Origin of the sequence: Bosea sp. RAC05 (assembly GCF_001713455.1) — a bacterium.
Classification (GTDB): domain Bacteria; phylum Pseudomonadota; class Alphaproteobacteria; order Rhizobiales; family Beijerinckiaceae; genus Allobosea.
In genome coordinates this window covers 155,471-180,145 of the sequence record NZ_CP016464.1, presented here as the reverse complement: position 1 = coordinate 180,145, position 24,675 = coordinate 155,471, and the positions used below count along the sequence as shown (strand labels likewise).

The 24,675-nt window shown below is 69.2% G+C and carries 19 protein-coding genes and 1 tRNA gene; 9 read left to right on the top strand and 11 right to left on the bottom strand.

The annotated features are described in order from the left end of the window. Positions 1 to 5: 5 nt before the first annotated feature. Positions 6 to 299 carry a hypothetical protein gene (locus BSY19_RS04365; RefSeq protein WP_069053079.1) on the bottom strand — a complete coding sequence of 98 codons (294 nt, stop codon included), beginning with the start codon at positions 297 to 299 and terminating at the stop codon, positions 6 to 8. A gap of 197 nt (positions 300 to 496) precedes the next feature. Between BSY19_RS04365 and BSY19_RS04360 the strand changes: the two genes are divergently transcribed. From BSY19_RS04360 to BSY19_RS04340, 5 genes are all read left to right on the top strand, one after another. After that, entirely contained in the window at positions 497 to 2,389 is a 1,893-nt protein-coding gene (locus BSY19_RS04360) for a mechanosensitive ion channel family protein (RefSeq protein WP_150129491.1), read from the top strand. A 123-nt stretch (positions 2,390 to 2,512) separates the two neighbouring features. Further along, positions 2,513 to 2,740, top strand: coding sequence for a hypothetical protein (locus tag BSY19_RS04355; protein WP_069053077.1), 228 nt, complete (start codon positions 2,513 to 2,515; stop codon positions 2,738 to 2,740). Positions 2,741 to 2,796: 56 nt separating this feature from the next. Then, the gene (locus BSY19_RS04350; RefSeq protein ID WP_069053076.1) at positions 2,797 to 3,930 is read left to right on the top strand and encodes an alpha/beta hydrolase; all 1,134 of its coding nucleotides are present in this window, start codon (positions 2,797 to 2,799) and stop codon (positions 3,928 to 3,930) included. Beyond that, the gene (locus BSY19_RS04345; protein WP_069053075.1) at positions 3,927 to 5,084 is read left to right on the top strand and encodes an efflux RND transporter periplasmic adaptor subunit; all 1,158 of its coding nucleotides are present in this window, start codon (positions 3,927 to 3,929) and stop codon (positions 5,082 to 5,084) included. Before BSY19_RS04350 ends, BSY19_RS04345 begins: the two co-directional genes overlap by 4 nt. After that, positions 5,081 to 8,245: an efflux RND transporter permease subunit gene (locus BSY19_RS04340; protein ID WP_069053074.1), complete on the top strand. Its 3,165-nt coding sequence runs from the start codon at positions 5,081 to 5,083 to the stop codon at positions 8,243 to 8,245. Before BSY19_RS04345 ends, BSY19_RS04340 begins: the two co-directional genes overlap by 4 nt. Before the next feature lie 322 nt (positions 8,246 to 8,567). Here the strand turns inward: BSY19_RS04340 and BSY19_RS04335 are convergent, their stop codons facing one another. The 3 genes from BSY19_RS04335 to BSY19_RS04325 all read right to left on the bottom strand — a co-directional run bounded on the left by BSY19_RS04335 (position 8,568) and on the right by BSY19_RS04325 (position 12,075). After that, a complete protein-coding gene (locus BSY19_RS04335; protein WP_069053073.1) occupies positions 8,568 to 10,169 on the bottom strand; it encodes a hypothetical protein in 1,602 nt (533 codons plus the stop codon). Continuing rightward, on the bottom strand, positions 10,144 to 11,679 hold the full coding sequence (locus BSY19_RS04330) for an MBOAT family O-acyltransferase (RefSeq protein WP_069053072.1): 1,536 nt from the start codon (positions 11,677 to 11,679) through the stop codon (positions 10,144 to 10,146). The genes BSY19_RS04335 and BSY19_RS04330 overlap by 26 nt, the downstream gene beginning before the upstream one ends. A gap of 319 nt (positions 11,680 to 11,998) precedes the next feature. Then, a tRNA-Arg gene (locus tag BSY19_RS04325) sits at positions 11,999 to 12,075 on the bottom strand. Positions 12,076 to 12,103: 28 nt separating this feature from the next. Between BSY19_RS04325 and BSY19_RS04320 the strand changes: the two genes are divergently transcribed. From BSY19_RS04320 to BSY19_RS04310, 3 genes are all read left to right on the top strand, one after another. Beyond that, on the top strand, positions 12,104 to 12,919 hold the full coding sequence (locus BSY19_RS04320; RefSeq protein WP_069053071.1) for a hypothetical protein: 816 nt from the start codon (positions 12,104 to 12,106) through the stop codon (positions 12,917 to 12,919). Between the two features lie 58 nt (positions 12,920 to 12,977). Continuing rightward, positions 12,978 to 14,402, top strand: coding sequence for a M48 family metalloprotease (locus BSY19_RS04315; RefSeq protein WP_236840468.1), 1,425 nt, complete (start codon positions 12,978 to 12,980; stop codon positions 14,400 to 14,402). A gap of 131 nt (positions 14,403 to 14,533) precedes the next feature. After that, positions 14,534 to 15,403, top strand: a complete 870-nt coding sequence (locus BSY19_RS04310; RefSeq protein ID WP_069053069.1) for a dienelactone hydrolase family protein — start codon at positions 14,534 to 14,536, stop codon at positions 15,401 to 15,403. Between the two features lie 165 nt (positions 15,404 to 15,568). Here BSY19_RS04310 and BSY19_RS04305 read toward each other — a convergent pair whose 3' ends face one another. From BSY19_RS04305 to BSY19_RS04275, 7 genes are all read right to left on the bottom strand, one after another. Further along, positions 15,569 to 16,171, bottom strand: a complete 603-nt coding sequence (locus BSY19_RS04305; RefSeq protein ID WP_069053068.1) for a CarD family transcriptional regulator — start codon at positions 16,169 to 16,171, stop codon at positions 15,569 to 15,571. 385 nt (positions 16,172 to 16,556) lie between these two features. Further along, positions 16,557 to 16,895, bottom strand: coding sequence for a ferredoxin FdxA (fdxA, locus tag BSY19_RS04300; protein WP_069053067.1), 339 nt, complete (start codon positions 16,893 to 16,895; stop codon positions 16,557 to 16,559). 172 nt (positions 16,896 to 17,067) lie between these two features. Further along, positions 17,068 to 17,379, bottom strand: a complete 312-nt coding sequence (locus BSY19_RS04295; RefSeq protein WP_069053066.1) for an RNA-binding S4 domain-containing protein — start codon at positions 17,377 to 17,379, stop codon at positions 17,068 to 17,070. A gap of 38 nt (positions 17,380 to 17,417) precedes the next feature. Continuing rightward, entirely contained in the window at positions 17,418 to 20,771 is a 3,354-nt protein-coding gene (locus BSY19_RS04290) for a helicase-related protein (protein WP_069053065.1), read from the bottom strand. Between the two features lie 311 nt (positions 20,772 to 21,082). Further along, positions 21,083 to 21,970 (bottom strand): alpha/beta fold hydrolase, encoded by an 888-nt coding sequence (locus BSY19_RS04285; RefSeq protein ID WP_083247390.1) that lies wholly within the window; start codon positions 21,968 to 21,970, stop codon positions 21,083 to 21,085. 143 nt (positions 21,971 to 22,113) lie between these two features. Continuing rightward, positions 22,114 to 22,560, bottom strand: coding sequence for a MerR family transcriptional regulator (locus BSY19_RS04280; protein ID WP_150129490.1), 447 nt, complete (start codon positions 22,558 to 22,560; stop codon positions 22,114 to 22,116). A gap of 72 nt (positions 22,561 to 22,632) precedes the next feature. After that, positions 22,633 to 23,184 (bottom strand): cupin domain-containing protein, encoded by a 552-nt coding sequence (locus BSY19_RS04275; RefSeq protein WP_069053064.1) that lies wholly within the window; start codon positions 23,182 to 23,184, stop codon positions 22,633 to 22,635. Positions 23,185 to 23,320: 136 nt separating this feature from the next. On the opposite strand from BSY19_RS04275, the gene aptA reads away from it, so the two are divergent. After that, positions 23,321 to 24,670 (top strand): omega-aminotransferase AptA, encoded by a 1,350-nt coding sequence (gene aptA, locus BSY19_RS04270; RefSeq protein WP_069053063.1) that lies wholly within the window; start codon positions 23,321 to 23,323, stop codon positions 24,668 to 24,670. Positions 24,671 to 24,675 lie beyond the last annotated feature (5 nt).

The following is a 24,675-nucleotide window of genomic DNA, read 5'->3' as shown; positions in this document are numbered from 1 at the left end:
CGCGTTCAGCGGCGGCCGACGCGGTTGACCGGGCCGCCGCGATTGGCCGGCGTGCCGGGACGCACGCCGACGCCGCGCGCGCCGGCTCCGACCCCGCGATAGGGTGTCGCCACCGCCGCTCGTGCGACCGGCGCGCCGACCACGACCGGGGCCGGGCGGACGATGCAGCCCTTCGGCACGCCCACCGTCTTGCAATAGACCACCGCCTCGGCCGGTGCGGCGCCCAGCGTCAGGCCCGCCAGCGCGGAAAGCGCAGCCAGGCCGAGGCCGTTGCGCGTGAACCCTGGAATGCGAACCATCGTCTGGTGCTCCCTGCATTGCGCGTCTGCGGCCTGGCCGGACGGCCACGCTTTCGCGACGTCGCTGCAATCTGGGGCTCTTTGCGCGCCGCCGGTATCCCATGAAGATGGGGTGGCGGGACCCCGCCCGCGATGGCGTGATGCGATGGCCTGACGTATCGGAACTGGCAGATGCGGCGAGCCGGAGCGAGGACATCATGCCGGGCGAAACAGCCATGCCTGCCGCCGCGGCGGCGGCGGAAACCCTCCGCAGCGGCATCGCGCCGCTCGATGCGATGCGGCGCCTCGTCGAGACCGTCGACCGCGAAGTCGTCACGGCCCTGACGGCCCTGCCCGGCCTGCCGGGCGAACTGATGACGGTGGCCGAGCGCGGCTGGCCCGAGTCGGCGACGACGCTGCCGGTGACGCTCGGTGTCTGCCTCGTCGTCGCGCTGGCCTATGTCGCGACGCGCAGCGGGCTGGCGCAGGCCCGCCTCCGGGCCGGTTCGGCCCGAAGCGCGCTCGCCGGGATGGCAGGTCTCGCCGGCCTCGAAATCCTCGCGCTGTTGGCGGCGGCGCTGGCCGGACGGGTGCTGCTGGTGCGGGGTCTCGGCATCCTGCCGGGCTCCGAGGCGCTGCCGCGCGACATGGTGATCGCGCTGGTGCGCTGGCTGATGGGGCTGACGCTGCTGATCATCCTCTTCCAGCCGGCGATGAAGCGCTTCCGGCTGACGCGGGTCGATGATGCGGGCGCGCGCAAGGCGGTGCGCCGTTTCGCCATCCTGTTCGCGATCGCTCATCTGCATGCGGTCCTGCTCGCCTCGGCGCAGCGGTCGGGCCTGAGCGACGAGGCCGCCAAGCTGATCTCCGGCCTCGTCGCCGCCGCGCTGACGGCGGGCGCGGTCCAGATGTTCGTGTCGCTGGGGCGCCACGGCATGGCTGCGGGGGCGAGGCTGCTGGCGATCGGGCTCAGCGGGCTGGCCCTCGTCTTCTGGCTCTGGGGCTGGGTGAGTGGCGCCTTCGCGCTCTATCACGGCGCCGTGGGGACGATCGTGGTGCTGCTGCTGGCGCTCGCGCTCGACCGGGCGGTGGCCGTCAGCATCCGCGATTCGCGCCAGCCGGCCGAGATGCGGCAGCTCTTCGTGCTGCGCGTGGTCATCGACAGCCTCGCGGCGGTGATGATCCTGCGGATCGGCCTCGAATTCTGGCTGGTCGGGGCCTTCGGCTGGCTCCCGGCCGATGGCGCACAGATGCTCGGCTATCGGCTGAACTTCGCCTCGATCGTTTTCGTGCTGGGAGCCGCCTGCGCCGCCCTCGTGCATGTCTGGACCGAGGCGGCGCTGACGCCGACGGAAGCCGCCGGCACGGCGCAGGAGCGGGATGCGCGCCTGGCCCGGCTCTCGACGGTGTTGCCGATCCTGCGCGCGACCACGATCACGCTGATCTGCGTGGTGTTCTCGCTGGTCGGACTCTCGGCGCTCGGCGTCGACATCACCCCGCTGATGGCCGGTGCCGGAATCGTCGGCCTGGCGATCAGCTTCGGCTCGCAGGCCCTGGTCAAGGACATCGTCTCAGGGGTGTTCCACATCGTCGACGACGTCTTCCGGATCGGCGAGTCGGTCGAGGTCGGCACCCGACGCGGCCTCGTCGAAGAGATCAACCTGCGCAGCATCCGCCTGCGCGAGGAAGACGGTCGGCTTCACACCATCCCACTCGGCGAACTCGGGGCGGTCACCAATCACAGCCGCAAGCTGGTGCGCCTGAGCGTCACCGTGGCGCTCGACCGCGCGCCGGACCGCAACGACATCATGCTGTTCACGCGCCAGGCCGCCGCTGCCCTGCGCAGCGAGCCGCCAATCCGCCAGGCGATCGTCGGCGACATCGCGGCGAAGCTCAACGAGCCCGCGGAGGGCGAGAGCGCCTCGCTGGTGTTGGCCTTCAACATCGGTGCCGCGAGCGCCGAGCGCGGCCGGGCGCTGATCCAGCGACTGGTCGAGGAGGCGATCGACGAACTCGCCATTCCCGGTATCCGCCGCAGCGTGACCGTCGCCACGGACGCCCTCTCGAGTGCCGTGCCCGTGGTGGACGCCCTGCCCCAGGCCGCCGCGTGAGGGCTCCCCATGAAAGCGCTCCCCATGAACATGGCATGGGCGGGGGAGGCGCATCGCGCCATGGTCCGTGGGCTCTCCGGTCGTGCGACCGCGGGGGCGACTGCCATCCGAGAGGATCGACCCATGAAGACATCGCTGTTGCTCGCCTGCGCCCTCCTGGTCGCGGGCACCTCCTTCGCCGGTGCCCAGTCGGGCCCGACGCGCGCCGAACAGATGGCCTGCCGCCCGGACGCGCAGAAACTCTGTGCCTCCTTCATCGGCCAGCCGCAGCCGATGAACGCCTGCCTGAAGGACAACAAGGCGAAGCTCTCAAGCGACTGCCGCAAGGTCGTCGAGGCGCGCGGCGGCTGATCGCCCGTACCGGCGCGGCCGGCGGCGTGGGGACGGGAGCGGCAGGGGGATTGCCGATGCGAAGCGGGCTGGGCCGGATCGCCCTGATGGGAGCCGCGTGGCTGGCGCTGGCGGCGGGCGGCTGCGCCGGCCCCGGCCGCGGGCTGCTGGTGCCGGTGGCGAAGCCGCCGGCCGAGGCGAAGACCCGCACCGTGCTGGCGGTGACGACGCGGGGCCCGGCTCTCGATCCGCCGGGCCATCTCTTCTCGGGCGAGCGCGGCGACGCGGCGCGCTATGCCAGCCTCACCCTGTCGCTGCCGAAAGGACGAGCGCCGGGTTCGGTTCCGACCGATGCGGACAGTCCCGACCCCGACAAGCATATCGCGCTCGTCGAAGCGCGCGAGCTCGACGCGACCCAGTTCGCCGGGCTTGCCCGGGCCGAGCTGAAGACGCGGCGCCGGGCGCTGGTCTTCACCCATGGCTACAACACGCAATTCGACGAGGCGGTCGTGCGCCTCGCCCAGATCGTCGACGACACCGGCTATGGCGGCCTGCCGATCCTGTTCAGCTGGCCCTCGCGGGGCGAGGTCAGGGATTACGGCTACGACAAGGACTCCGCCAATTTCAGCCGGGACGCGATGGCCGATCTGCTGGCGCGGCTGGCGCGCGACCCGGGGATCGAGGGCATCGACATCTTCGCCCATTCGATGGGCAACTGGCTGACGATGGAGACGCTGCGGCAGCTCTCGATCGCGGGCGACCAGAAGACGCTGGGGCGTCTCGGCACGATCGTGCTGGCGGCGCCCGACATCGACATGGACGTGTTCCGCACCCAGATCGCGCGGCTGCGGCCGCTGACCGCCCGCATCGTGCTCTACGCGTCGCGCGACGACTATGCGCTCGACCTGTCGCGGCGGCTGTTCGGCGGCAAGATCCGGGCGGGCGCCAACACCGATCTCAGCCAGTTCCGCGCGCTCGGCATCGAGGCGCATGATCTGTCGCAGGTCGCCGGCGGCCTCGGCCGCAACCACAACAAGGCCTTCGGGGACGGCACGACCATTGCCGCGATCGGGCGGGCGATCTCCCAGGGTGCGGGGTCTGCCCGGCAGGAGAGATCGTCCCTGAACGAGCGCATCGAGACCTTCGGCCGCTCCGTGACGCTGCTGGGCGACGCCCTCATTCCCGGCCCACCCCTGGGAGGATCACGATGATCGCCTCGCTCGTCTCCTCACGGCTGACGGCTGTGCCCGTGCTGCTCGGCCTCGCCGCCACGCTGGCCGCCTGCAACGACAAGCCGGCCGCCTCCGCGCCGCCCCCGGCCGAGGTTCGCGTGGCGCCGCCGGTGTCGCGGCCGGTGACGCGCTATCTTGAGCTCACGGGCCAGACGGCAGCGGCGAAGCGGGTCGACCTCGTGGCGCGGGTCTCGGGCACGCTGAGCGAGATTCGCTACAGCGACGGCGCCGCCGCGAAGCAGGGCGACGTGCTCTTCGTGATCGAGCCGGACAATTACCGGCTGAACCTGCAACTGGCCGAGGCTGCCGAGGCCCAGCAAAAGGCGCTGCTGGTCCAGGCCGAGGCTGATCTCGCCCGCCAGAAGCAGCTCGCCCAGCGCCAGGCCGCCTCGGAGGCCGCGCTCGACAGTGCGCTCAGCCGGCGCGATTCGACCGCCGCCGCGCGCGAGCAGGCGGCCGCCCAGGTGGCGCAGGCGCAGCTCAACCTCGCCTATACGGAGGTCAAGGCACCCTTCGACGGCATCGTCTCGGCCCATCTCGTCGACCAGGGAGCGCTGGTCGGCGTCGGCGGGCCGACGCTGCTGGCCTCGATCGTCCAGAGCGACCCGATCAAGGTGCGCTTCTCGCTCGATGAGCAGACCGTGCTGCGGATTCGCGAGGCGATGCGCCAGCGCGGCCTGACGCTGGCCGGGCTCGGCAGCATTCCGGTCGAGATCGGGCTCGACACCGATGCCGGCTATCCGCATCTCGGCCAGCTCGACTATGTCGCGCCCGAACTCGACATGGGCAGCGGCACGCTGGCGGTCCGGGCCTCCGTGCCGAACCCCAAGGGCGTGCTGCTGCCGGGGCTCTATGTCAGGGTGCGGCTGCCGCTGCAGAAGGACGTGCCGTCCCTGCTCGTGCCGGAGGCGGCGCTCGGTGCCAGCCAGACCGGGCGCTATGTGCTGGTGGTCAACGGGCAGGACCGGGTCGAGCAGCGTCCGGTCGAAATCGGCGAGGCGAGCGAGGGCGGTCTGAGGGTCATCCGCGCCGGGCTCTCGGCGGGCGACCGCGTCGTCGTCGGCCTGATGCAGAACGCCATCCCCGGCAGCCGGGTGCGCCCCGTCACCGATGTCGCGAAGGCCGCGCGCTGATGGCCAAGTTCTTCATCGAGCGGCCGGTCCTGGCCAATGTCATCGCGGTCCTGATCGTCATTCTCGGGCTGGTGGCGCTGCTGCGGCTGCCGGTCGCGCAATATCCCAATGTCGTGCCGCCGACGGTGCAGGTCACGGCGCGCTATCCCGGCGCCAGTGCCGCCGTGATCGCCCGCGAGGTCGCGCTGCCGATCGAGCAGAAGGTCAACGGCGTCGAAGGCATGATCTACATGTCCTCGACCAGCACCAGCGACGGCCTCTACACGCTGACCGTGACCTTCGCGATCGGCACGGATGCCGACAAGGCGCAGATCCTGGTGCAGAACCGCGTCGCCGCGGCGCTGCCGCAGCTGCCCTCCGTCGTCCAGACGCAAGGAGTGCAGACCAACAAGCGCTCGACCGCGATCCTCCAGATCGTCGCGCTCACCTCCGACCGGGCCGGGCATGACAGCCTGTTCCTGTCGAATTTCGCGACGCTGAACCTGCTCGACGAGATCGCGCGGCTGCCGGGTGTCGGCGCCGTGAACGTCTTCGGCGCCGGGCAATATGCGATGCGGATCTGGCTCGATCCGCAGAAGATGCAGCTGCGCGGGCTGCTGCCCTCCGACATCGTCAATGCCGTCAACCAGCAGAACCGCTCGGTCGCCTCCGGCCAGCTCGGCATGGCTCCGACAGCCGGCGACCAGGCTTTCCAGACGACGCTGCTGACGCCCGGCCGGCTCGACGAGGTCGAGGCCTTCGAGGCGATCATCGTGCGGGCCGACGGCAACCGCATCACCCGCCTGCGCGACGTCGCCCGCGTCGAGCTCGGCGCCCAGGCCTATGGCCAGGATTTCCGCCTCAACGGCCAGCCCTCGGCCGGGCTCGCCATCTTCCAGCTGCCGGAGGCGAATGCGCTCGAGGTGGCGAAGCTCGTGCAGACGCGGATGACCGCGCTCTCGGCGCGCTTTCCCGAGGGGATGGGCTGGAGCGTGCCCTTCGACACGACGCGCTTCGTCGAAGCTTCGCTGGGCGCGGTCTACAAGACGCTGGTCGAGGCGGCGGTGCTGGTGTTGCTGGTGATCCTGATCTTCCTGCAGGACTGGCGCGCGACGCTGGTGCCAGCCACCACGGTGCCGGTGACGATCATCGGCGCCTTCGCGGCGATGGCGGCGCTCGGCTTCACCGTCAACATCTCGACGCTGCTGGCGGTCGTGCTGGCCATCGGCATCGTCGTCGACGACGCCATCGTCGTGGTCGAGGGCGCCGCCCATCACATGGAACGGGGCCTGAGCCCGCATGACGCGACGGTGCGGGCAATGGAGGAGCTGATCGGCCCGATCATGGGCATCACGCTCGTCTTGATGGCGGTGTTCCTGCCGGCCGCCTTCCTGCCGGGGCTGAGCGGCGAGATCTACCAGCAATTCGCCCTGGTGATCGCCGCCACCGCGCTGATCAGCGCCGTCAACGCGGTCACGCTGAAGCCCGCGCAATGCGCGCTCTGGCTGCGGGCGCCCAAGCCCGTCGCGCAGCGCGCCTGGATCTACCGGATGTTCGAGCGCGGCTACGGCGCCTGCGAGCGGGCCTATGTCGGGCTGGTGCGCCGGTTGGTCGCGCGCAGCGGGGTGGTTTTCACGGTGACGCTGCTGCTCGTCGGGGCCTCCGTCTACGCGCTGAGCCGCATCCCGACCTCCTTCCTGCCGGTCGAGGACCAGGGCTACATGCTGGTCTCGGTGCAACTGCCGGACGGGGCCTCGCTGTCGCGCACGACGGCGGCGCTCGACGAGGTCACCAGGCGGGCGCGCGCCGTGCCGGGCGTCGACAAGGTGATCGCGATCGCCGGCCTCTCGGCCCTCAACGACAATGCCAGCCTCGCCAATGCCGGCGTCGCCTATGTGATGCTGACCGACTGGAAGGCGCGCCGGAAGGGCGAGGATCTGCTCGGCCTCTACGGCGCGCTCAACCGGGCGATGGCCGATCTCGAGGATGGATCGGCGCTGGTGCTGCCGCCGCCGCCGATCCAGGGCATCGGCAATGCCTCGGGCTTCACCATGAAGGTCGAGCTGCGCGACGGCAGCTTCGACTACGCCAAGCTGCAGCGCCTCGCCGACGCGATCGCCGAGCGGGCCCGCGCGCAGAACCGCTTCCAGGCTGCGCGCAACACCTTCAGCGCCCAGGCGCCGCAGGTGGAACTGGCGATCGACCGCACCAAGGCCGAGGCGCTGGGGATCTCCTTCGGCGCCGCGACCGATGCACTCGGCGCCTATGTCGGCTCGGCCTATGTCGGCCAGTTCAGCAAGGGCGGCCGCGTCTTCCAGGTCTTTGTCCAGGCCCAGGCGGAGGCACGCATGGAGGCCGAGGGGCTGCGGACACTGAAGCTGCGGGCCAAGAGCGGCGAGATGGTGCCGCTCGGCGCCATCGCCGACATCCGCCCCGGCATCGGTCCGTCCCTGATCAGCTTCCACAATCTCTACCCGGCGGCGACGCTGATCGGCGCGCCCAACCGCGACGTCAGCTCGGGCGAGGGGCTCGACATCCTCGCCGAGATCGCGCGCCAGACGCTGCCGCCCGGCACGGGCTATGAATGGGCGGGGCTCTCCTATCAGGAGAAGGAGCTGGCCGGGCAGGTCTTCCTCGTCTACGGCTTGAGCCTGCTCCTGGTCTATCTCGTGCTCGCCGGCCAGTACGAGAGCTGGATCGCGCCGCTCGGCATCATCCTCTCCGTGCCGCTGGCGCTTCTGGGGACGGCGGGCGCGATGCTGGCGCTCGGACTCTCCAGCAATCTCTACACCCAGATCGGGCTCGTGCTGCTGATCGCGCTCTCGGCCAAGAATGCAATCCTGATCGTCGGCTTCGCCCGCGACCTGCATCTCAAGCAGGGACGGCCGCTGGCGGAGGCGGCGGTCGAGGCGGCGCGGCTGCGCCTGCGGCCGATCGTGATGACCTCGCTCGCCTTCATCCTCGGGCTGGTGCCGCTGGTGCTGGCGAGCGGGGCCGGCGCCAATGCGCAGCGCTCGATCGGCTTCGCCACGCTGACCGGCATGATCGGCTCGACCCTGCTGACCGTCGTGGTCGTGCCGTCGCTCTTCGTCGTGCTGCAGAAGCTGGAGAGCCGGTGGCGTCGCGGTGCCGATGCCCCGCCCGTTGCCGGTGAGACGGCGCTTGGCACGGAGCCTCGCTGAGCCGGCCTGGCGCAGGAAGGCCGCTTTTCCTTTCCGCTGGCGCAGGAGCGAACTCGCGGATGCGCTCGGTTTCTCGCTCGCACACGTCATCGGACACTGCGAGATATGCGTTCGACGGGCCTCGTGAGCTGGAAGGGCAGCCGCTTCACAAGGTGAAGGTCGAATGGCCGGAAGACGCTACCGATCAAGACCTGTGCGCGCGCTTTCCCAAGGAGACGCGGTCCGCTCTGCGGCACGCCTTGAGCTAAGCCAGGTCACCACGGAAGATGAATTCTCGAAGACGCCCTTCGTGTTCGTCTCAGCCGAGATCGAAGCCGCCCGGTTAGTTCTGCAGCGGCGCCGCTGGCGGCCCGATCTCGATCCGCTCGATCATGAGCGTGGGCCCCGTGGCGTCCGCATGGAGCGCGTCGCCTTGCCATGTCGCCGCCCCGCGCGTCGACAGGAGGATTTCCAGCCACCCATTGTAGCGCCGCGTCTCCGACTCCGGCAGTGCGAACCGTACCCAGTGCCTGTCGCCCTCCGTGATGTCGGGCAGCCGCGTCGCCTTCACCCCATAGATGGCCACACCCAGAGTCTTCAACACGGGATCGTCGGCGGCATTCGCGGTTGCGATTCGCAATTCCTGCGGCTTCTCGCTGTCGCTCCTGGCAAAGGCGAGGGCCTCGAATCGTCCTGGACGGATTCGCCGGATCACACGCGATCCGACCTTCTCCGAATCTGAAAACCCATAGACTGTGGGCGAAGCGGCCATTTCGAGGCTGACAGGCCCGGCATTCCGAAACGGCTGCACCGGCGCAGCAACGGGAGGCAGCTGGCCGATCAGGCCGGCAAGATGCTCGCCGACACGCTTCGAGCTTGCGACGGCATAAGGCGTCCCGACATGCGAAAAGACCGAGAATTGATCGTCAGGCCAATAGTCGATGTTGAGGATCGAGACATCGGCGTGGCGCGCCGCATAGGCAGCCAGCTCGCGTGCCACGCCCCTCGTATCAAAGGTCTTCTGGAAGACCTCTCTCTGGAACGCTTGTGGCATAGGATTGGTGGCAACCACCAGGCGCGCACCGTGCTCACGGGCCAAAGCGAGATACTGGTCCAGCACGACCTCGATGTAAGTCCGCCGGGACAGCTTCTTCCAGTCGAACATGCTGGGAACCCCAGCGACGCCCGCCACCGTTCCGTAGTATTGCGCGAGTTCATCGTCGCTGTAGCCGGCCAAGGGCGGAGAGTTGCGACGGACCATCTGGAAGAGCCCGTTTATGTGATCGTCTGGGATATCTGTCTCGCGGGCCCAGCCGCCGCTCGGCCCGATGATGTCGCGCAACATGAGATAGCCAGGGTTGCTGACCAGGGGGCGATCGGTCTGGTTCAGCCGGCCGTTCAGATAGAAGACACTGTCGGTGACCTCCTTCCTCAGGCCGAGAGAGGGCACATGGAAAAGCCGGTTGAAGGGGCTGGCGAATTCCCTCTGGAGATCGGGCCCCATGATGTCCTTGGCGTTCAGCAGGGCCTCACGCGGTGCTCCGCCGCCCGGCGTGAAGTACAGCACCAGCACCTTGACGCTGCCGCTCCGCTCCATGATGCGGCGCGCCAGGGCGTAGTAACCGGGGTATCCGAGATTGGACGCGACGCTGAGATTGAGAAAGCTGCGCCCGCCGAGATAGGATTCGACGATCGGTGACTGTACGGCATGCAGGCCCGAACTGTCGCCGACCTGGATAATGTCGGGACGCGCATCGTCGAAACGGCTGACCTTTTCCATCACAAAGGCGCGCTGCACGCTCTCGGTCTTGGCGAAGGCGTACTCCAGAAAATTGCTGCGCTGATGCTCGGGTCGCGGCGCCCACCAGGAGATCGTCGCCTCGATGGCAACGAATCCGGCGACCGCCAGCCCGACCCAGCTAAAATGCGAAATAGATGAATTCACCAGCCTGCCTCCGGGCGAAGAAGATGATTCCGTAGAGGAACACCAGCGCGAGAACGGCACGCGTGACCGTATTCATTCTCAGGAAGAGATCGGGAAACTCCTCGTTGCGACGACGCCCGAGGTAGTCGAACACAAGCACGGGAGCTGCAAACAGCACGAGCCCCCATCCGAAGACGATCAGGTACCAATTTTCCGACACAAGCCCCCGGAGCACGCCGCCGATGAAGGCGCTCCAGGCGCCATAGCCCGCGCCGGAGGCGGGCATGTACTGCTCATAGCGCTGCAGCAGATCCGGGATGATCGAGGGCGTGGCAAGGATCGAGGACCAGATCGGGCCGATCTGTTCCGGCGTCGCCCTGAAGAAGATCCAGCCGATGCAGACCAGATGGAAGAAGATGAAGGCGGCCAGAGCCTTGCCCGCGAAGCCGAACCGGGCCAGCCACTGGTCGATCGGCACCAGCCGGTACAGGATCAGCAGGAGGCCGTGCCAGGCGCCCCAGAGAATGAAGAGAATCCCGGCGCCGTGCCAAAGCCCGCCGAGCAGCATCGTGAGCATGAGGTTCCGCATGACGAACCAAGACGCGCCACGGTTGCCGCCGAGCGGCACATAGAGGTAGTCGCGAAGCCAGGTCGACAGCGAGATGTGCCAGCGCCGCCAGAACTCGGACGGGTTCGTCGAGAAATAGGGCGTCAGGAAGTTGCGCATCAACTCGACATTGAGCAGCTTCGCCGAGCCGCGCGCGATGGTCGAATAGGCGGCGAAGTCGCAGTAGATCTGGATCGCAAAGCCATAGGCGAAGATCAGGCCGATGCCCGGGGGGAGCGGCGTCTTCGCGCCCGGCCCCATCATCTGCACCACGGTCTCGACCAACCCGCCGGCATTGTCGGCGAAAACCGTCTTCTGGAACAGGCCGAACAGGATCATGAAGAGTGCCAGAGAGACGGTCTGCGCACTGGGCAGGGGTCTCGATCGCGCCAGCTGCGGCAACAGGTCGCGCGCCCTCATGATCGGGCCCGCGACCAGATGCGGGAAGAAGGTGACGAAGGAGATGTAATCGACAACGTTCCGGTAGGGGTGGAACTCCTTCCGGTAGATGTCGATCGTATAGCTCATCGACTGGAATGTATAAAACGAGATCGCGGGCGGCAGAACGATCAAGATGATCGGGATCGTCAGCCCCAGCGGCGCAAGCAGGCCCGAGAGGGAGGTCGTCAGCCAAGTCGTGTACTTGAACACCGCCAGCAGTGCGAGGTTCGCGACGATGCTGATGACGACCATCCGCTTGGCCCAGGCGCGGTCTTTGGCATCATGGACCTTCTGGCCGATCCAATAATCCAGCAGCGCCGTCGCGAAGAGCGGAAGAAGGTACCAAAGCTCGGCCGAAGCATAGAAATACAGGCTGACCAGGGCGATAAACAGGTTGCCATAGGCTGTCGTGCGCAACAGCGCCCAGCCGGCCACGACCAGCGGCAGAAAGATGAAGATGTAATTCAGAGAATTGAAATGCATCGCCCGCGGTCTGCTCTTGCGGCGGAAATTTGGCCGCGGCTGGGGCTTATGGCCTTCCACGCTGGGAAAAACAAGGCGCCCGACAGTGTTTCGGTCAGCTGCGGCAACAAAAATTTTCAGCCCCGCATGAGCCGAACTGGCCGGAACTCAGTGGGCAAATCGCGTGAGCTCAGCAGAATCGCTTTCCAATTGCTCCGCCTGTGAGATGCCCCGCGAACAGTTTGGGACGGCGTCGCTGACCAAGATCTCAACCGGGCTCGCAGGCGGCTGACATTACCTCCATGCGATGAGCAGATCGGCGTCATTATGTGTTCTGAAATGGCGTCCCGGAAGGGATTCGAACCCCTGACCTACGGTTTAGGAAACCGTTGCTCTATCCTGCTGAGCTACCGGGACGCGCGGAGAACCGTGTAGCATAATCGGCATGCGTTTGAAGCCGTTTCTTGCCCTGTTGCTCGCGCTCGTCGCCGCCGGGCCATTCCCGGCGGGAGCGGCTTTTGCCGCCGATGCCTGCGCCGTCCTCGCCCCCGACAGCCCGCTGGTGCGGCTGTCGGGGGTCGATGCGGCGGGTGATCCGGTGCTGGTGGATGGGCGCCGCCTGCGGCTGGTCGGCCTGGCGCCGCGGCAGGACGAGGCGGAGGCCGCGCGCTTCGCCGCCGGGCTTTTGGGCTGGCGCGGGCAGGATCTGGCGCTGGTGCTGCTCGGTCCGCCCGATCGCTGGGGGCGGCTGCCGGCGCGCCTGTTCGCGCGCGCGGAGGGGCAGGAGCCGAGCAGTCTCGCCGAGCGCCTGATCGCGGAGGGGGCGGCGCTCGCCCTGCCGGAGGCGCGGCCCGCCCGCTGCGGCGCAGCCGCCCCGATGCGGACCGCGCGCGCGGCGGCCCCGCGCCCCGTGGCGCCGATGGCGGCGACAGCCTCGTCGCCGGCCATTGCCGGCGAATCCGTTCTCGACAGCCATGATCTCGCCGCGCTCAGGGCGCATCAGGGACGCATCGTCGTCATCGAAGGTCGTGTCGCCTCCGTCGGCGAACGGGCGCAGCGGACCTATCTGAATTTTTCGCGCCGGCGTGGGGAGGCCGCCTCGATCGTGCTGTCGAAGACCCTCTGGCGCGCCTTGCAGGACGCCGGCTGGACCGCGGGCGGGCTGGCCGGTAAACGCTTGCGGGCGCGCGGCGTCCTCTCGGGGCAGGACGGCCTGCTGCTGGACGTGACCTCGATGGCCGCCCTCGAACGGGTCGACTGACGGAATGCTGGAGTTTGGGCGAGATCGGTGGCGGCGATGGCGCCGGCTGGGCGCGGTCGTGGTCCCGACGCTGCTGCTGCTCGGCTGCGCCGGCGACCAGAGCATCCTGCTGCCGCCGCAGGCGTCGGAGGGCGAGATCGCGCCCCGCGTCAGCACGTTGCAGCGGGCCTCGGCCAGCGAGCATCAGCGGCTGCTGAGTGCCTTCGGCGGCGAATACCGCGCCCCGAAGGCGCGGGCGCAGCTCGACGAGGTGGTGCAGCGGCTCGCCAAGGCGGGCGACGGCCAGATCGGCAGCTATGAGATCACCATCCTGAACTCGCCGGCGGTCAACGCCTTCGCCCTGCCCAATGGCCGGCTCTACGTCACGCGCGGCCTGCTGGCGCTGGCCAACGACACGGCCGAGATTGCCTCCGTGCTCGCCCATGAGATCGCCCATGTCACGGCCCAGCACGCCGTCGAGCGGGCCGAGCGCGAGCTGGAGTCGGCGCTGGTGAGCCAGGTCGTCGCGCAGGTGCTGAACGATCCGCAGCAGGGGGCGGCCGTGAGCGCGGTGTCGAAGCTGTCGCTGGCGAAGTTCTCGCGCCAGCAGGAGCTCGACGCCGACCAGATCAGTGTGCGCAACATCGCGCGCGCCGGCTACGACCCCTATGGCGCAGGGCGTTTCCTGGCGGCACTGGGGCGCAACACCGCCTTCCGCAACAGCGGCCAGAACCAGAGCGCCGACGACAAGCGCCTCGACATGCTCTCCAGCCACCCGCAGACGCCGGAGCGCATCGCCGCCGTCACAGCCGCGGCCCGGCAGATCGGCGCGCCGGGGATCGGCGAACGGGATAGCGGGCGCTGGCTCGCCGCGATCGACGGGCTCGCCTATGGCGACGAGCCGCGCGACGGCGTCGTGCGCGGGCGGCGCTACGTCAACAGCGCGCTGCGGATCGGTTTCACCGCCCCGGAGGGCTTCAGCCTCGAGGCGGCGCGCGACATGGTCATTGGCGTCAGCGCCAACGGCGCCCAGGCGCTGCGCTTCGACTTCGTCACGCTGAAACCGGACCAGACGCTGCAATCCTATGTCGCCGCCGGCTGGATCGAGGGTGTCGAGACGACCGCGATCGAGCCGCTCGACATCGCCGGCCAGCCGGGTGTCATCGCGGTCGGCAAGGGCACGGACTGGACCTTCCGGCTGGCGGCCGTGCAGGCCGGCAACCGGGTCTATCGCTTCATTCTCGCGGCCAAGGGCGGGGGCGATCCCGAGCGGCCGATGCGCGCGCTGATGGCGAGTTTCCGCGTGCTCAGTCCGGAGGAGGCCCAGGCGGTGCGGCCGATCACCGTGCGGATCGTGACGGCGGCAGCGGGCGACACGCCGGCGACGATGGCGGCCAGGATGGCCGAGCAGGAGCGGGCGCAGGAGCTGTTCATGGTGCTGAACGGCATCGAGCGCGGCGGCGCGCTGGTGCCCGGGCAGCGCTACAAGATCGTCGCGGAATGAGGCGCGCGGGCCTCTGCTTCACGAAGGCGCGATGAGGCGCCGGGGCGAAGTGATCTCCTGCCGCGACCCGCTAAGCTGCGGCGAACAGGCGGTCGAGGCGGTTTGCCTGTGCCGCGATCCGGGAGGATTTCATGGCGCTCGATCGTCGCATCGTCGAACTCTACGACGAATACACCCACAAGCCTCTCGACCGGCGGGTGTTCTTCAACCGGCTGATGGTGCTGGCGGGGTCGACGGCGGCGGCGGAGGCCGCGCTCGCTCTGCTCGAGCCGAACTACGCCCAGGCCCAGCAGATCGCACCCGACGATGGCCGCTTGACGAGCGAGCGGCTGGAGACGCGTGTCGACGGTGTTCTCCTGCGGGGCTATCTCGCGGTTCCGAAGACGGCCGGCCGGCGCGGCGGCGTGCTCGTCATTCACGAGAACCGCGGGCTCAATCCGCATATCGAGGACGTGACGCGGCGGATGGCGCTGGCGGGCTTCACGGCGCTGGGCCTCGATTTCCTGACGCCGCTGGGCGGGACGCCGCAGGACCCTGACGAGGCGCGCGCCCTGTTCCCGAAACTGTCGGCCGAGGATGTGTTGCGCCAGGGCCGGGCGGCGCTGAAGCTCCTCGCGGCGCGGCCGGATGCGACGGGGAAGACCGGCGCGGTCGGCTTCTGCTGGGGGGGCGGCGCCGTGAACGACCTCGCAGTCTCAGTGCCGGAACTCACCGCCGGGGTGGTGTTCTACGGTCGCTCGCCTGATCTCGCCAAGGTGCCGCAGATCAAGGCGCGGCTGCTGATCCAGCATGCGGCGCGCGATACGCGCCTCGTCCAGCAACTGCCGGAGTACGAGGCGGCGCTGAAGGCGGCCGGCATCCGCCATGAGGTCATCGTCTATCCGGACGTCGACCACGCCTTCCACAACGATACCAGCGCCGAGCGCTACAATGCGGCGGCAGCCAAGCAGGCATGGGACAAGGCGGTCGCTTTCCTGGCGGCGGAGACGGGGGCGGCGTGAGGGCCACCTGCCTCCGGAGCAGGCTGGCTGTGTGCGGAAACACCATGTCGTCCCGGGCTTGACCCGGGACGCATTCCGGAACCTCACCGAGACGCGCGGGCGAGCATGAAAAAACCCGGCGGTTGCCCGCCGGGTTTTGCCTGTCTCGAGAGGGAGAGCGCCTGATCAGGCGGCTTCTTCCTGCAGGTCGTCATTGTCGCCCTCGACATCGCCCTCAGCGGCTTCCACCACCTCGCCCTTGGCCGGACGGCGGGGCGACTTGGCGAGCTGACCCTCGATCTTCTTGAGGGCCTCGGTCTCGGTGATGTCGTCGACGACCGCGATCTCGCGGGTCATGCGGTCGACGGCGGCTTCATAGAGCTGGCGCTCGGAATAGGACTGCTCGGGCTGGGCCTCGGACCGGTAGAGATCGCGCACGACCTCGGCGATGGCGACGAGATCGCCCGAATTGATCTTCGCCTCGTATTCCTGGGCGCGGCGCGACCACATGGTGCGCTTGACGCGGGCACGGCCGGTCAGCGTGGTCAGCGCCTTGGTGACGCTCTCGGCATCGGCGAGCTTGCGCAGGCCGACGCTGGCGGCCTTGGCGGTGGGGACGCGCAGCGTCATCTTGTCCTTGGCGAAGCTGACGACGAACAATTCCAGCTTGAAGCCCGCGACTTCCTGCTCCTCGATCGCCGTGATCTGGCCGACGCCGTGGGACGGATAGACGACGAACTCGCCCGTCTTGAAACCCTGGCGCACGACAGCTTTCTTCACCGTGGACATGCCGTTAAGACTCCTGACCGGACCGCTGGACGCGGGCTCGCGATTCTCAATCTCCAGCCGGATGGCCGGAGACACTCTGCCTGGGGCGGGCAGGCAGGGCCCGCCGCCTCATGCTCCCTCAGCCGGTCGTTTCTCCTGTGCCGCCAAGCAAAGACAGCGAATGCTCCGGCAAAGGTGCCGGCGGCTCTCGTCATCCTTTTCTGGGGGCGCCCCGATTGTGAAAAACCTCGCAGGGGCATGCGGAACGAATGCGACTGAAGCTATCCTGTAGCATAAAAAACACGCCGAATCAAAGGTAAACGCAAGCCCGGCGCAAGCTTCGGCCGGACAGCGGGCGTGTGGTTAACAGCCGCGTGCGACGCGGAGCGCCGCTCCTGGCAGCGGCTCAGTCGCCCTCGCCGGGGTTGGCCGAGAAATGCGCTTCGAGCTTGCCGGCGACGCCATCGAAGGCCTTGGCGTCGGCCGGAGCGTCCTTCTTCTGCGTGATGTTGGGCCAGCTGGAGGCGTATTTCGAGTTGAGCTGCAGCCAGCTCTCGAGGCCCGGCTCGGTGTCGGGCTTGATCGCCTCGGCCGGGCATTCCGGCTCGCAGACGCCACAGTCGATGCACTCGTCGGGATGGATGACGAGCATGTTCTCGCCTTCATAGAAGCAGTCGACCGGGCAAACCTCGACGCAGTCCATGTACTTGCACTTGATGCAGTTCTCGGTGACCACATAGGTCATGTCGCAGGTCCTTCCCGTCTCCCAGAGCCGCCCATAAAGCCTTCAAAGCCATCCGTTTCAAGACCGTTCCGGACCTGCCTCGCGCAGGGACCAGCATACGGCCCGGTTCCGGGGCTGCAACGCGCGCCGGCGATGTGCCTCGAATTCGTTTGTGTACAAACGACTTTCCGTTTTAACCCCCGTCGTCGTCGCCCGCAAGCGGCGGATCGCCGCGCTCGCCGTCGTCGAGACGCTCATAGAGAAGCCGCGCCCGCTCGAAGGCTTCGCGGCGCTCGCCCAGCGCCAGGAGGCGGACGACAACGGTGGCGTGGGGCAGCGCCAGCGTTAGCACGTCGCCGCGCTTGAGCGCCTGCGCCGGGTTCAGGACCCGCTTCCCGTCCAGCCGGACATGCCCCTCTTCGACCAGCCGCACCGCGGCGGACCGCGTCCGGGCGAACCGCCCGAACCAGAGCCATTTGTCGAGCCTTTGGCGGTCGTCGCGCACCGGTGGGCCTCAGCGGGAGGCGGGAGACGCCGTCTCCCTCAGCTCTTGCGGCCCTCCAGCTGGGCCTTCAGGGCGGCGAGCTTGGCGAAGGGCGAATCCGGATCGGGCTCGCGGTCGGCGGGGCGTGGCCGTGGCGGTTGCTGGAAGCGCTCGCCGCCGCGGTCGTCGCGGCGCGGGCCGCCGCCACCGGGGCGACCGTCGCGCTTGAAATCGGGCCGCGGACCGCGACCCTGCTCCGGCCGGCCGCCACCTTCGGCGCGCGGGGCCTCGGAGCGCTGGCTGTCCGGACGCGGTCCGCGCGGGCCCTGGCGGCCGCGCTCATCGCGGCGGGGCTCGCGCTCGGGACGCGGGGACGGTGCCGCCGCGTCGCCGGACGCCGCCTGAACGGGCACGGGCGCATCGCCGCCCTCGCGGCGCGGACCACCCGGGCGCGGGCCGCGATTGGGCCTGTCGCCGCGGCGGCCGCCGGGCTGGCGTTCGCCGGGTGCACCTTCGCGGGCGCCGCGCGCCGGCTCGGGCCGCCGGCCGCCTTGGTGGCGGTGCGGACGCCAGACCTCGATCATCTCGGGCTCGGCCGGGGTAGCGGCGGTCGGGGCCGACGTCTCCGCCGCGGTGGCTTCCGGCTCGGAGGCGGCCGGCTCGGCCTCGGTCGCGGGCAGGGCGGAGAGCAGGTCGGCCGGGACGGGCTCGTGGGCCGGTTCGGGCTCCTGCGCCGTCAGGGCCGGCATGTCGGGCGTTTCGGCGGCTGGGGCCTCCGCAGCGGCGACATCGGCCGTGGCTTCGGCCACGTCACCCGCGGCCGAGGGGGCCTTGGCATCAGCGGCCTCGGCTGCCTCGGCGCCACCAGCGGTCTCGGCTTCGGTCGCTTCCGCGGCCGTCTCGGCCGGCGCGGGCCTGGCGGGAGCGGCTGCGAGCGGCACGGTGATGGCCGGGCCGGCGCGCTTCACCGAGACATAGCCGAGCGAACGCAGGATCGAGGCGAAGTCCTCGCCGGCGCAGCCGACGAGCGAGGTCATCGCGCCGGTGACGACGAAGCCGTCCTGATCGGCGGTTCCCGTCGGCGGCGTCCCTTGTGTCACCCCGGGGCGATAGGCGATCGCGGGGCGGATCAGGTCGGCCAGGCGCTCCAGGATGTCGACGCGCACGGCGCGCTCGCCGCAGACGCGGTAGCCGGCGGCGCGGTAGAGCCCCTTGGGCACGGCCTTGTCGACCGGGAAGGAGGTCCGGCCCGAGGCGGCGAGATGGGCGATGTCGTCCAGGCCCGACAATTCGGGGCCGCCATGCTTGAGGGCCCAGAGCTGGGCGGCCAGCGCGCGCGGCGCCGGCTTCAGCAGGGCGGGGACATAGAGATGGAAGGCGCCGAAGCGGATGCCGAGCTGGCGCAGCGCGGCGCGGCCCTCCTGGTCGAGCGCCTTCATCTCCTCGCCGACCTTGGCGCGCTCGAGCACGCCGAGCGCCTCGGCCGCCTGATACGCGATGCCGCGGGCGATGCCGGTCAGCGTCGTCGCGTCCTCCAGCAGCTGCAGCGGACCGAGCAGCCGGGTGACGTGGTTCTTGAGCCAGAGCTGCAGCCGGGCCTCGACCTGCTCGCGCGCCTGACCGGCGAGATGCTCCTCGACCAGCAGGCGCAGGCGGGGCTCGACGGCCTTCTCGCCGGCCACGAGACGGGCGACGGGTTCGCCGACCCAGCGCAGCAGCCCGTCATGCGACAGCACGAAGGCGTCGTCGCCGGCGAGGACGACGCGCGCGGCGCGCGCCTCGATCTCGCTGGCCAGCGCCTTCATCGCCGCCATGTTCAAGGCTTTCGCCTCCGGCCCGCCGGCCTTGGGGTCCGCCGTGAAGCGGAAACCCTGCAGCATTCCGACGTGCTGGCCCTCGACGAGCACGTCGCCCGTCGTGGTGACCTCAGCCTCCAACATCGCATTCTCCCGCAAACGGCGCAGCAGCACGCTGGTGCGCCGGTCGACAAATCGGCTGGCCAGACGCTCGTGCAGAGCGTCCGAGAGCTTGTCCTCTACAAGACGCGCAACCCCCTGCCAATGCTCAGGATCGGGCAACCAGTCCGGACGGTTGGCGACGAAGGTCCAGGTGCGGACCTGCGCGATGCGCGCAGACAGCGTGTCGATCTCGCCATCGGTGCGATCCAGCGCCGCAAGCTGGGCCCGATACCAGTCGATATCGAGCCGTCCATGGCGCATCAGGCGCAAATAGAGGGTGGTTGCGAGGTCGGCATGCTGCTGCGGCGCGATCTTGCGATAATCGGGCAGTCCGCAGACCTCCCAGAGCCGTTCGACCGCGGGGCGACCCTGCGCCAGCGCCTTGATGTCGGGATCGCGCGCCAGAATTTCGAGCGTCGACATGTCCTCCGCGATCAGGGCGCGCGTCAGGCCGGGCTCCGTCGGCTGCAGGTTCAGGCTGTCGAGAAGCTGCGCCACCGAGCGGAAATCGAGATCGGTGTTGCGCCACTGGAGCTGACGCACCGGCTCGAAGCGATGATTCTCGATCGCCTCGACGAGATCCGCCTCGAAGGGCGGGCAGCGGCCCGAGGTGCCGAAGGTGCCGTCGCGCAGATGGCGCCCGGCGCGCCCGGCGATCTGGCCGAACTCGGCCGGGTTCAGCTTCCGGAAATGATGGCCGTCATATTTCTTGTCGGCCGCGAAGGCGATGTGGTCGACGTCGAGGTTCAGCCCCATGCCGATCGCATCGGTGGCGACGAGGTAGTCGACGTCGCCGGACTGGTAGATCTCGACCTGGGCGTTGCGGGTGCGTGGGCTGAGCGCGCCGAGCACGACCGCCGCGCCGCCCTTCTGGCGCCGGATCAGCTCGGCGATGGCATAGACCTCCTCGACCGAGAAGGCGACGATGGCCGAGCGCGGGGCCAGACGGGTGATCTTGCGGTCGCCGGCGAACATCAGCTGCGACAGGCGCGGGCGGGTCACGACATTCACGCCGGGGATGAGCTGCTCGATCACGGGCCGCATCGTGCCGGCACCGATTAGCATCGTCTCCGCGCGGCCGCGCCGGTTCAACAGCCTGTCGGTGAAGACATGGCCGCGGTCGAGATCGGCGGCGAGCTGGATCTCGTCGATCGCGACGAAGTCCACGGCGAGGTCGCGCGGCATCGCCTCGACCGTGCAGACCCAGAACCGGGGACGCTCCGGCTTGATCTTCTCCTCGCCGGTGACGAGCGCCACCGCAGCGGCGCCGACCTTGTCGACGACGCGCTGGTAGACCTCGCGGGCGAGCAGGCGCAGGGGCAGGCCGATCATGCCCGTTGGATGGGCGACCATCCGCTCGATCGCGAGATGGGTCTTGCCCGTATTGGTCGGGCCGAGGACGGCAGTGACGCCGTTGGCGCGGGCCGAGGGAGGCAGGGAGCGTGGAGGGAGCAAGGCCGACGCCGATCATGGTGAAGTGCCGGGCCGGGGGCGCCTGCAGAAGGGCGTCGCTGCGGCCCGGAGCCAGCGGTGAACTAGGAAGCGGAACGAGTCCCGAACGAAGCAGGCCCGAATCGCTGACTCCCGGGGAATCGGGATTTGTTCTCGCAACCGGCGGTTCGGGCCGCAGCGCGTCTCCCGGCTGGGGGTCGGTGTCTCGGCATCGCCTGTCCTCCGATGGTCGCGCGCAGGACGCCCGTCATCTGCCGCAGGGCCTATCTAGGCACGCTTCGCCGGGAAACGAGGCCTGGCTTCGCGCGTGGCGCTCAGCCGAAGACATCCGCGAAGATCTCCGCGGCTTCGTCGGGCGCCTCGACATGCACGAAATGCCCGGCGCTCTCGCAGAAGGTGACCTGCGCGTTGTCGAAATGCTCGGGCACGAAGGCGGCCCATTCCGACTTCAGCACCGGGTCGTGGCGGCCCCAATGCACCCGCGTCGGGTGGTGGATGCGCACCGAGGGCGTCGGGTGGCCGTCGATCGCCGCCAGCCGGGCGGCATTCTGGCTGCGATACCAGTCGAAGCCGCCGCGCAGATTGCCGGGCTTCATGAAATTGTCGATCCACAGCTCGAGCGCCGGATCGAACGCGTCCTTGCGATGGCACCAATGCGAGAGGAAATAGGAGAAATAGAGCGCGCAGGACTGGCGGCTGAGGCCGATCAGCGTCTCGGCCAGCGGCAATTGCTGGAAGGACTGGTACCAGACCTCATTGACATGTCCGTCATGGACCCAGCGCCCGGCGATGCTCTGGGTCGGGCAGTTGAAGAAGAGCAGCCGCTCGACCAGCTGCGGATGGCGCCGCGCCAACGCCTGTGCGGCATAGGCGCCGACGTCGTGGCCGACGACGCCGACCGAATCCAAGCCGAGTGCGCCGACCAGCGAGGCCATGTCGTCGGCATGGCTGTTGGGGCCGACGTCGCTGCGCGGCGCGGCCGCCTTGGCGCTGTCGCCGAAGCCACGCAGATCGGGCGCGATCAGCCGGAAATCCGGGTGGAGCCGGTTCATCAGGGGCAACCAGGTGGCCCAGAATTCCGGCCAGCCATGCAGCAGCAGCACCGGCCGCCCGGAACCGACCTCGGCGACGTGCAGCGTCGTGTCGCGGACCGCGATCTGGCGATGCCTCAGACCGGGCGGCGTGGCGAAATCGCTGGACATTGTGGCTCCCGACGGTTGTCTGCCAAGGCTAGCGTCTGGCCGGCTCGTGCCGCAATCACCATGCGTCGCCGCAGGCCGCCGCGGCTGCGCTTCTCCACAGGCTGCGCGTCCGGCCGTGCCCGCTGGGAGCTGCGGACCTTGCGTCAATGCGCGGCGTGGCTGCAGCGGCCGTGGTCGGCGAGCGCCTCGATGATGGCGCAGTCGCAGGCGGCGACGCCGCCGGAGCAGGTCGCGGCGATGCGCTCCAGCTCGGCCTCCAGCGAGCGCAGACGCGCGATCTTGTGGCGGACCTCGTCGCGATGCGCGACCGCGATCGCATGGGCCTCGTCGCAGGCCATCGCCGGATTGTCCGAGAGCCTGAGCAGGGCGCGGATCGCCTCGACGGCGAAGCCGAGATCGCGGGCATGCTTGATGAAGGCGAGGCGCTCGACATGGCGCCGGCCATAGCGCCGCTGGTTGCCCTCCGAGCGCTCCGGCGGCGGCAGCAGGCCGACCTGCTCGTAATAGCGGATCGTCTCGACCTTGACGCCGGTGCGCTCGGCCAGCGCCCCGATCGGCATCACGCGCTCTGCGGCGGCTGCGGTGGGCATGGGTTCACTCCAAACCTCTAGTCATTAGAGGTCAAGGTGGGCGCGGGACGGGTCGCGGTCAAGCGCCGGGGGTCAGAAGGAGGGCGGCGTGCAGGCGCTGACGACCTCGCAGGCGACCGGCCCGACGCAGCGGAAGCGGTGCGGCCGGCGGCTCTCGAAATAATAGGCGTCGCCGGGACCGAGGATGCGCCGCTCGTCGTCGACAGAGACCTCGAGCCGGCCGGACAGCACGATGCCGCCCTCCTCGCCGTCATGCGAGAGGGGCACGCGGCCGGTGTCGGTGCCGGGCTCATAGCGCTCCTTCAGGATCTGCAGGGCGCGGCCGAAGAGGTTCTCGCCCACCTGGCGATAGGAGATGCCGCCCTTGCCGATCTCGACCAGTTCGTCGGCGCGGTAGAAGGCCTGGCGCGGGCGGTCGGGCTCCAGCGCGAAGAACTCGGAGAGGCCGATCGGGATGCCGTCGAGGATCCGCTTCAGCGCGCCGACGGACGGGTTCACGCCGTTGGATTCGATCAGCGAGACGGTGGAATGGGTCACGCCCGCGCGCTTGGCCAGCGCGCGCTGCGAGAGCCCCTGGCGGGTGCGCAGATAGCGCAGCCGCGCGCCGATGTCGGTGTCGCTCACAGAACCCTGGTCTCCTTGGTCGATATCCGCACCATTCTGATCTTCGTTTCAATAAAAACAAGAGTTTGCCAGAGCACCGAAACAGACTTGTTCGGATTGGTCGAACGGTGCTCCCTGCCGGAAGAGGAGATCACCCATGACCATCGCCACGCCCCCGCAGGCCCTGCAGAACGCCCGTTCGCTCGAGAGCTACTGGATGCCCTTCACCGCCAACCGGCAGTTCAAGGCGGCGCCGCGGCTGCTCGCCTCGGCGCAGGGGATGCACTACGCGACCGAGGACGGGCGCAAGGTCATCGACGGCACGGCCGGGCTCTGGTGCGTCAATGCCGGCCATGGCCGCCAGCAGATCACGGAAGCCGTCGAGCGCCAGCTCGCGACGCTGGACTACGCTCCCTCCTTCCAGATGGGCCACCCGATCGCCTTCGATTTCGCCGAGCGGCTGGCGGCGATCGCGCCGGGCGAGGGCGCCGGCAAGCTCGACCGGATCTTCTTCACCGGCTCGGGCTCGGAATCGGTCGACACCGCGCTGAAGATCGCGGTCGCCTATCAGCGCGCCATCGGCCAGGGCACGCGGACGCGGCTGATCGGCCGCGAGCGCGGCTATCACGGCGTCGGCTTCGGTGGCATCACGGTGGGCGGGCTGGTCAACAACCGCCGCGTCTTCCCGCTGCTGCCCGGCGCCGACCATCTGCGTCACACCCATGATCTGGAGCGCAACGCCTTCAGCAAGGGCCAGCCCGCGCATGGCGCCGAGCTCGCCGACGATCTCGAGCGGATGGTCGCGCTGCATGGGGCGGAGACCATCGCGGCGGTGATCGTCGAGCCGATGGCGGGCTCGACCGGCGTTCTGGTGCCGCCCAAGGGCTATCTCGAGCGGCTGCGCGAGATCGCGACGCGCCACGGCATCCTGCTGATCTTCGACGAGGTCATCACCGGTTTCGGCCGGCTCGGCACGCCCTTCGCCAGCGAGTATTTCGGCGTCATGCCGGACCTGATGACGACGGCGAAGGGCATCACCAACGGCACGATTCCGATGGGCGCCGTCTTCGCCGCCCGCAAGGTCCACGACGCGCTGATGAGCGGGCCGGAGGCGACGATCGAGCTGTTCCACGGCTACACCTATTCCGGCCATCCGGTGGCCTGCGCGGCGGGGCTGGCCACGCTCGACATCTATGCCGGCGAGGGGCTGCTGACGCGCGTGACATCCCTCGCGCCGCTCTGGGAGGAGGCGCTGCACTCGCTGCGCGACGTGCCGCATGTCATCGACATCCGCACGATCGGTCTCGTCGCCGGAATCGAGCTCGCCTCGCGCCCCGGCGCCGTCGGCGCGCGCGCCTATGAGGCCTTCGTCGACTGCTTCGAGAAGGGGCTGCTGATCCGCGTCACGGGAGACGTCATCGCGCTCTCGCCGCCGCTGATCTGCGAGCCCTCCCAGATCGAGGAGATGGTCTCGCTGCTGCGGGCGGCGCTGGAGCGGCTGGCCTGAGCCGG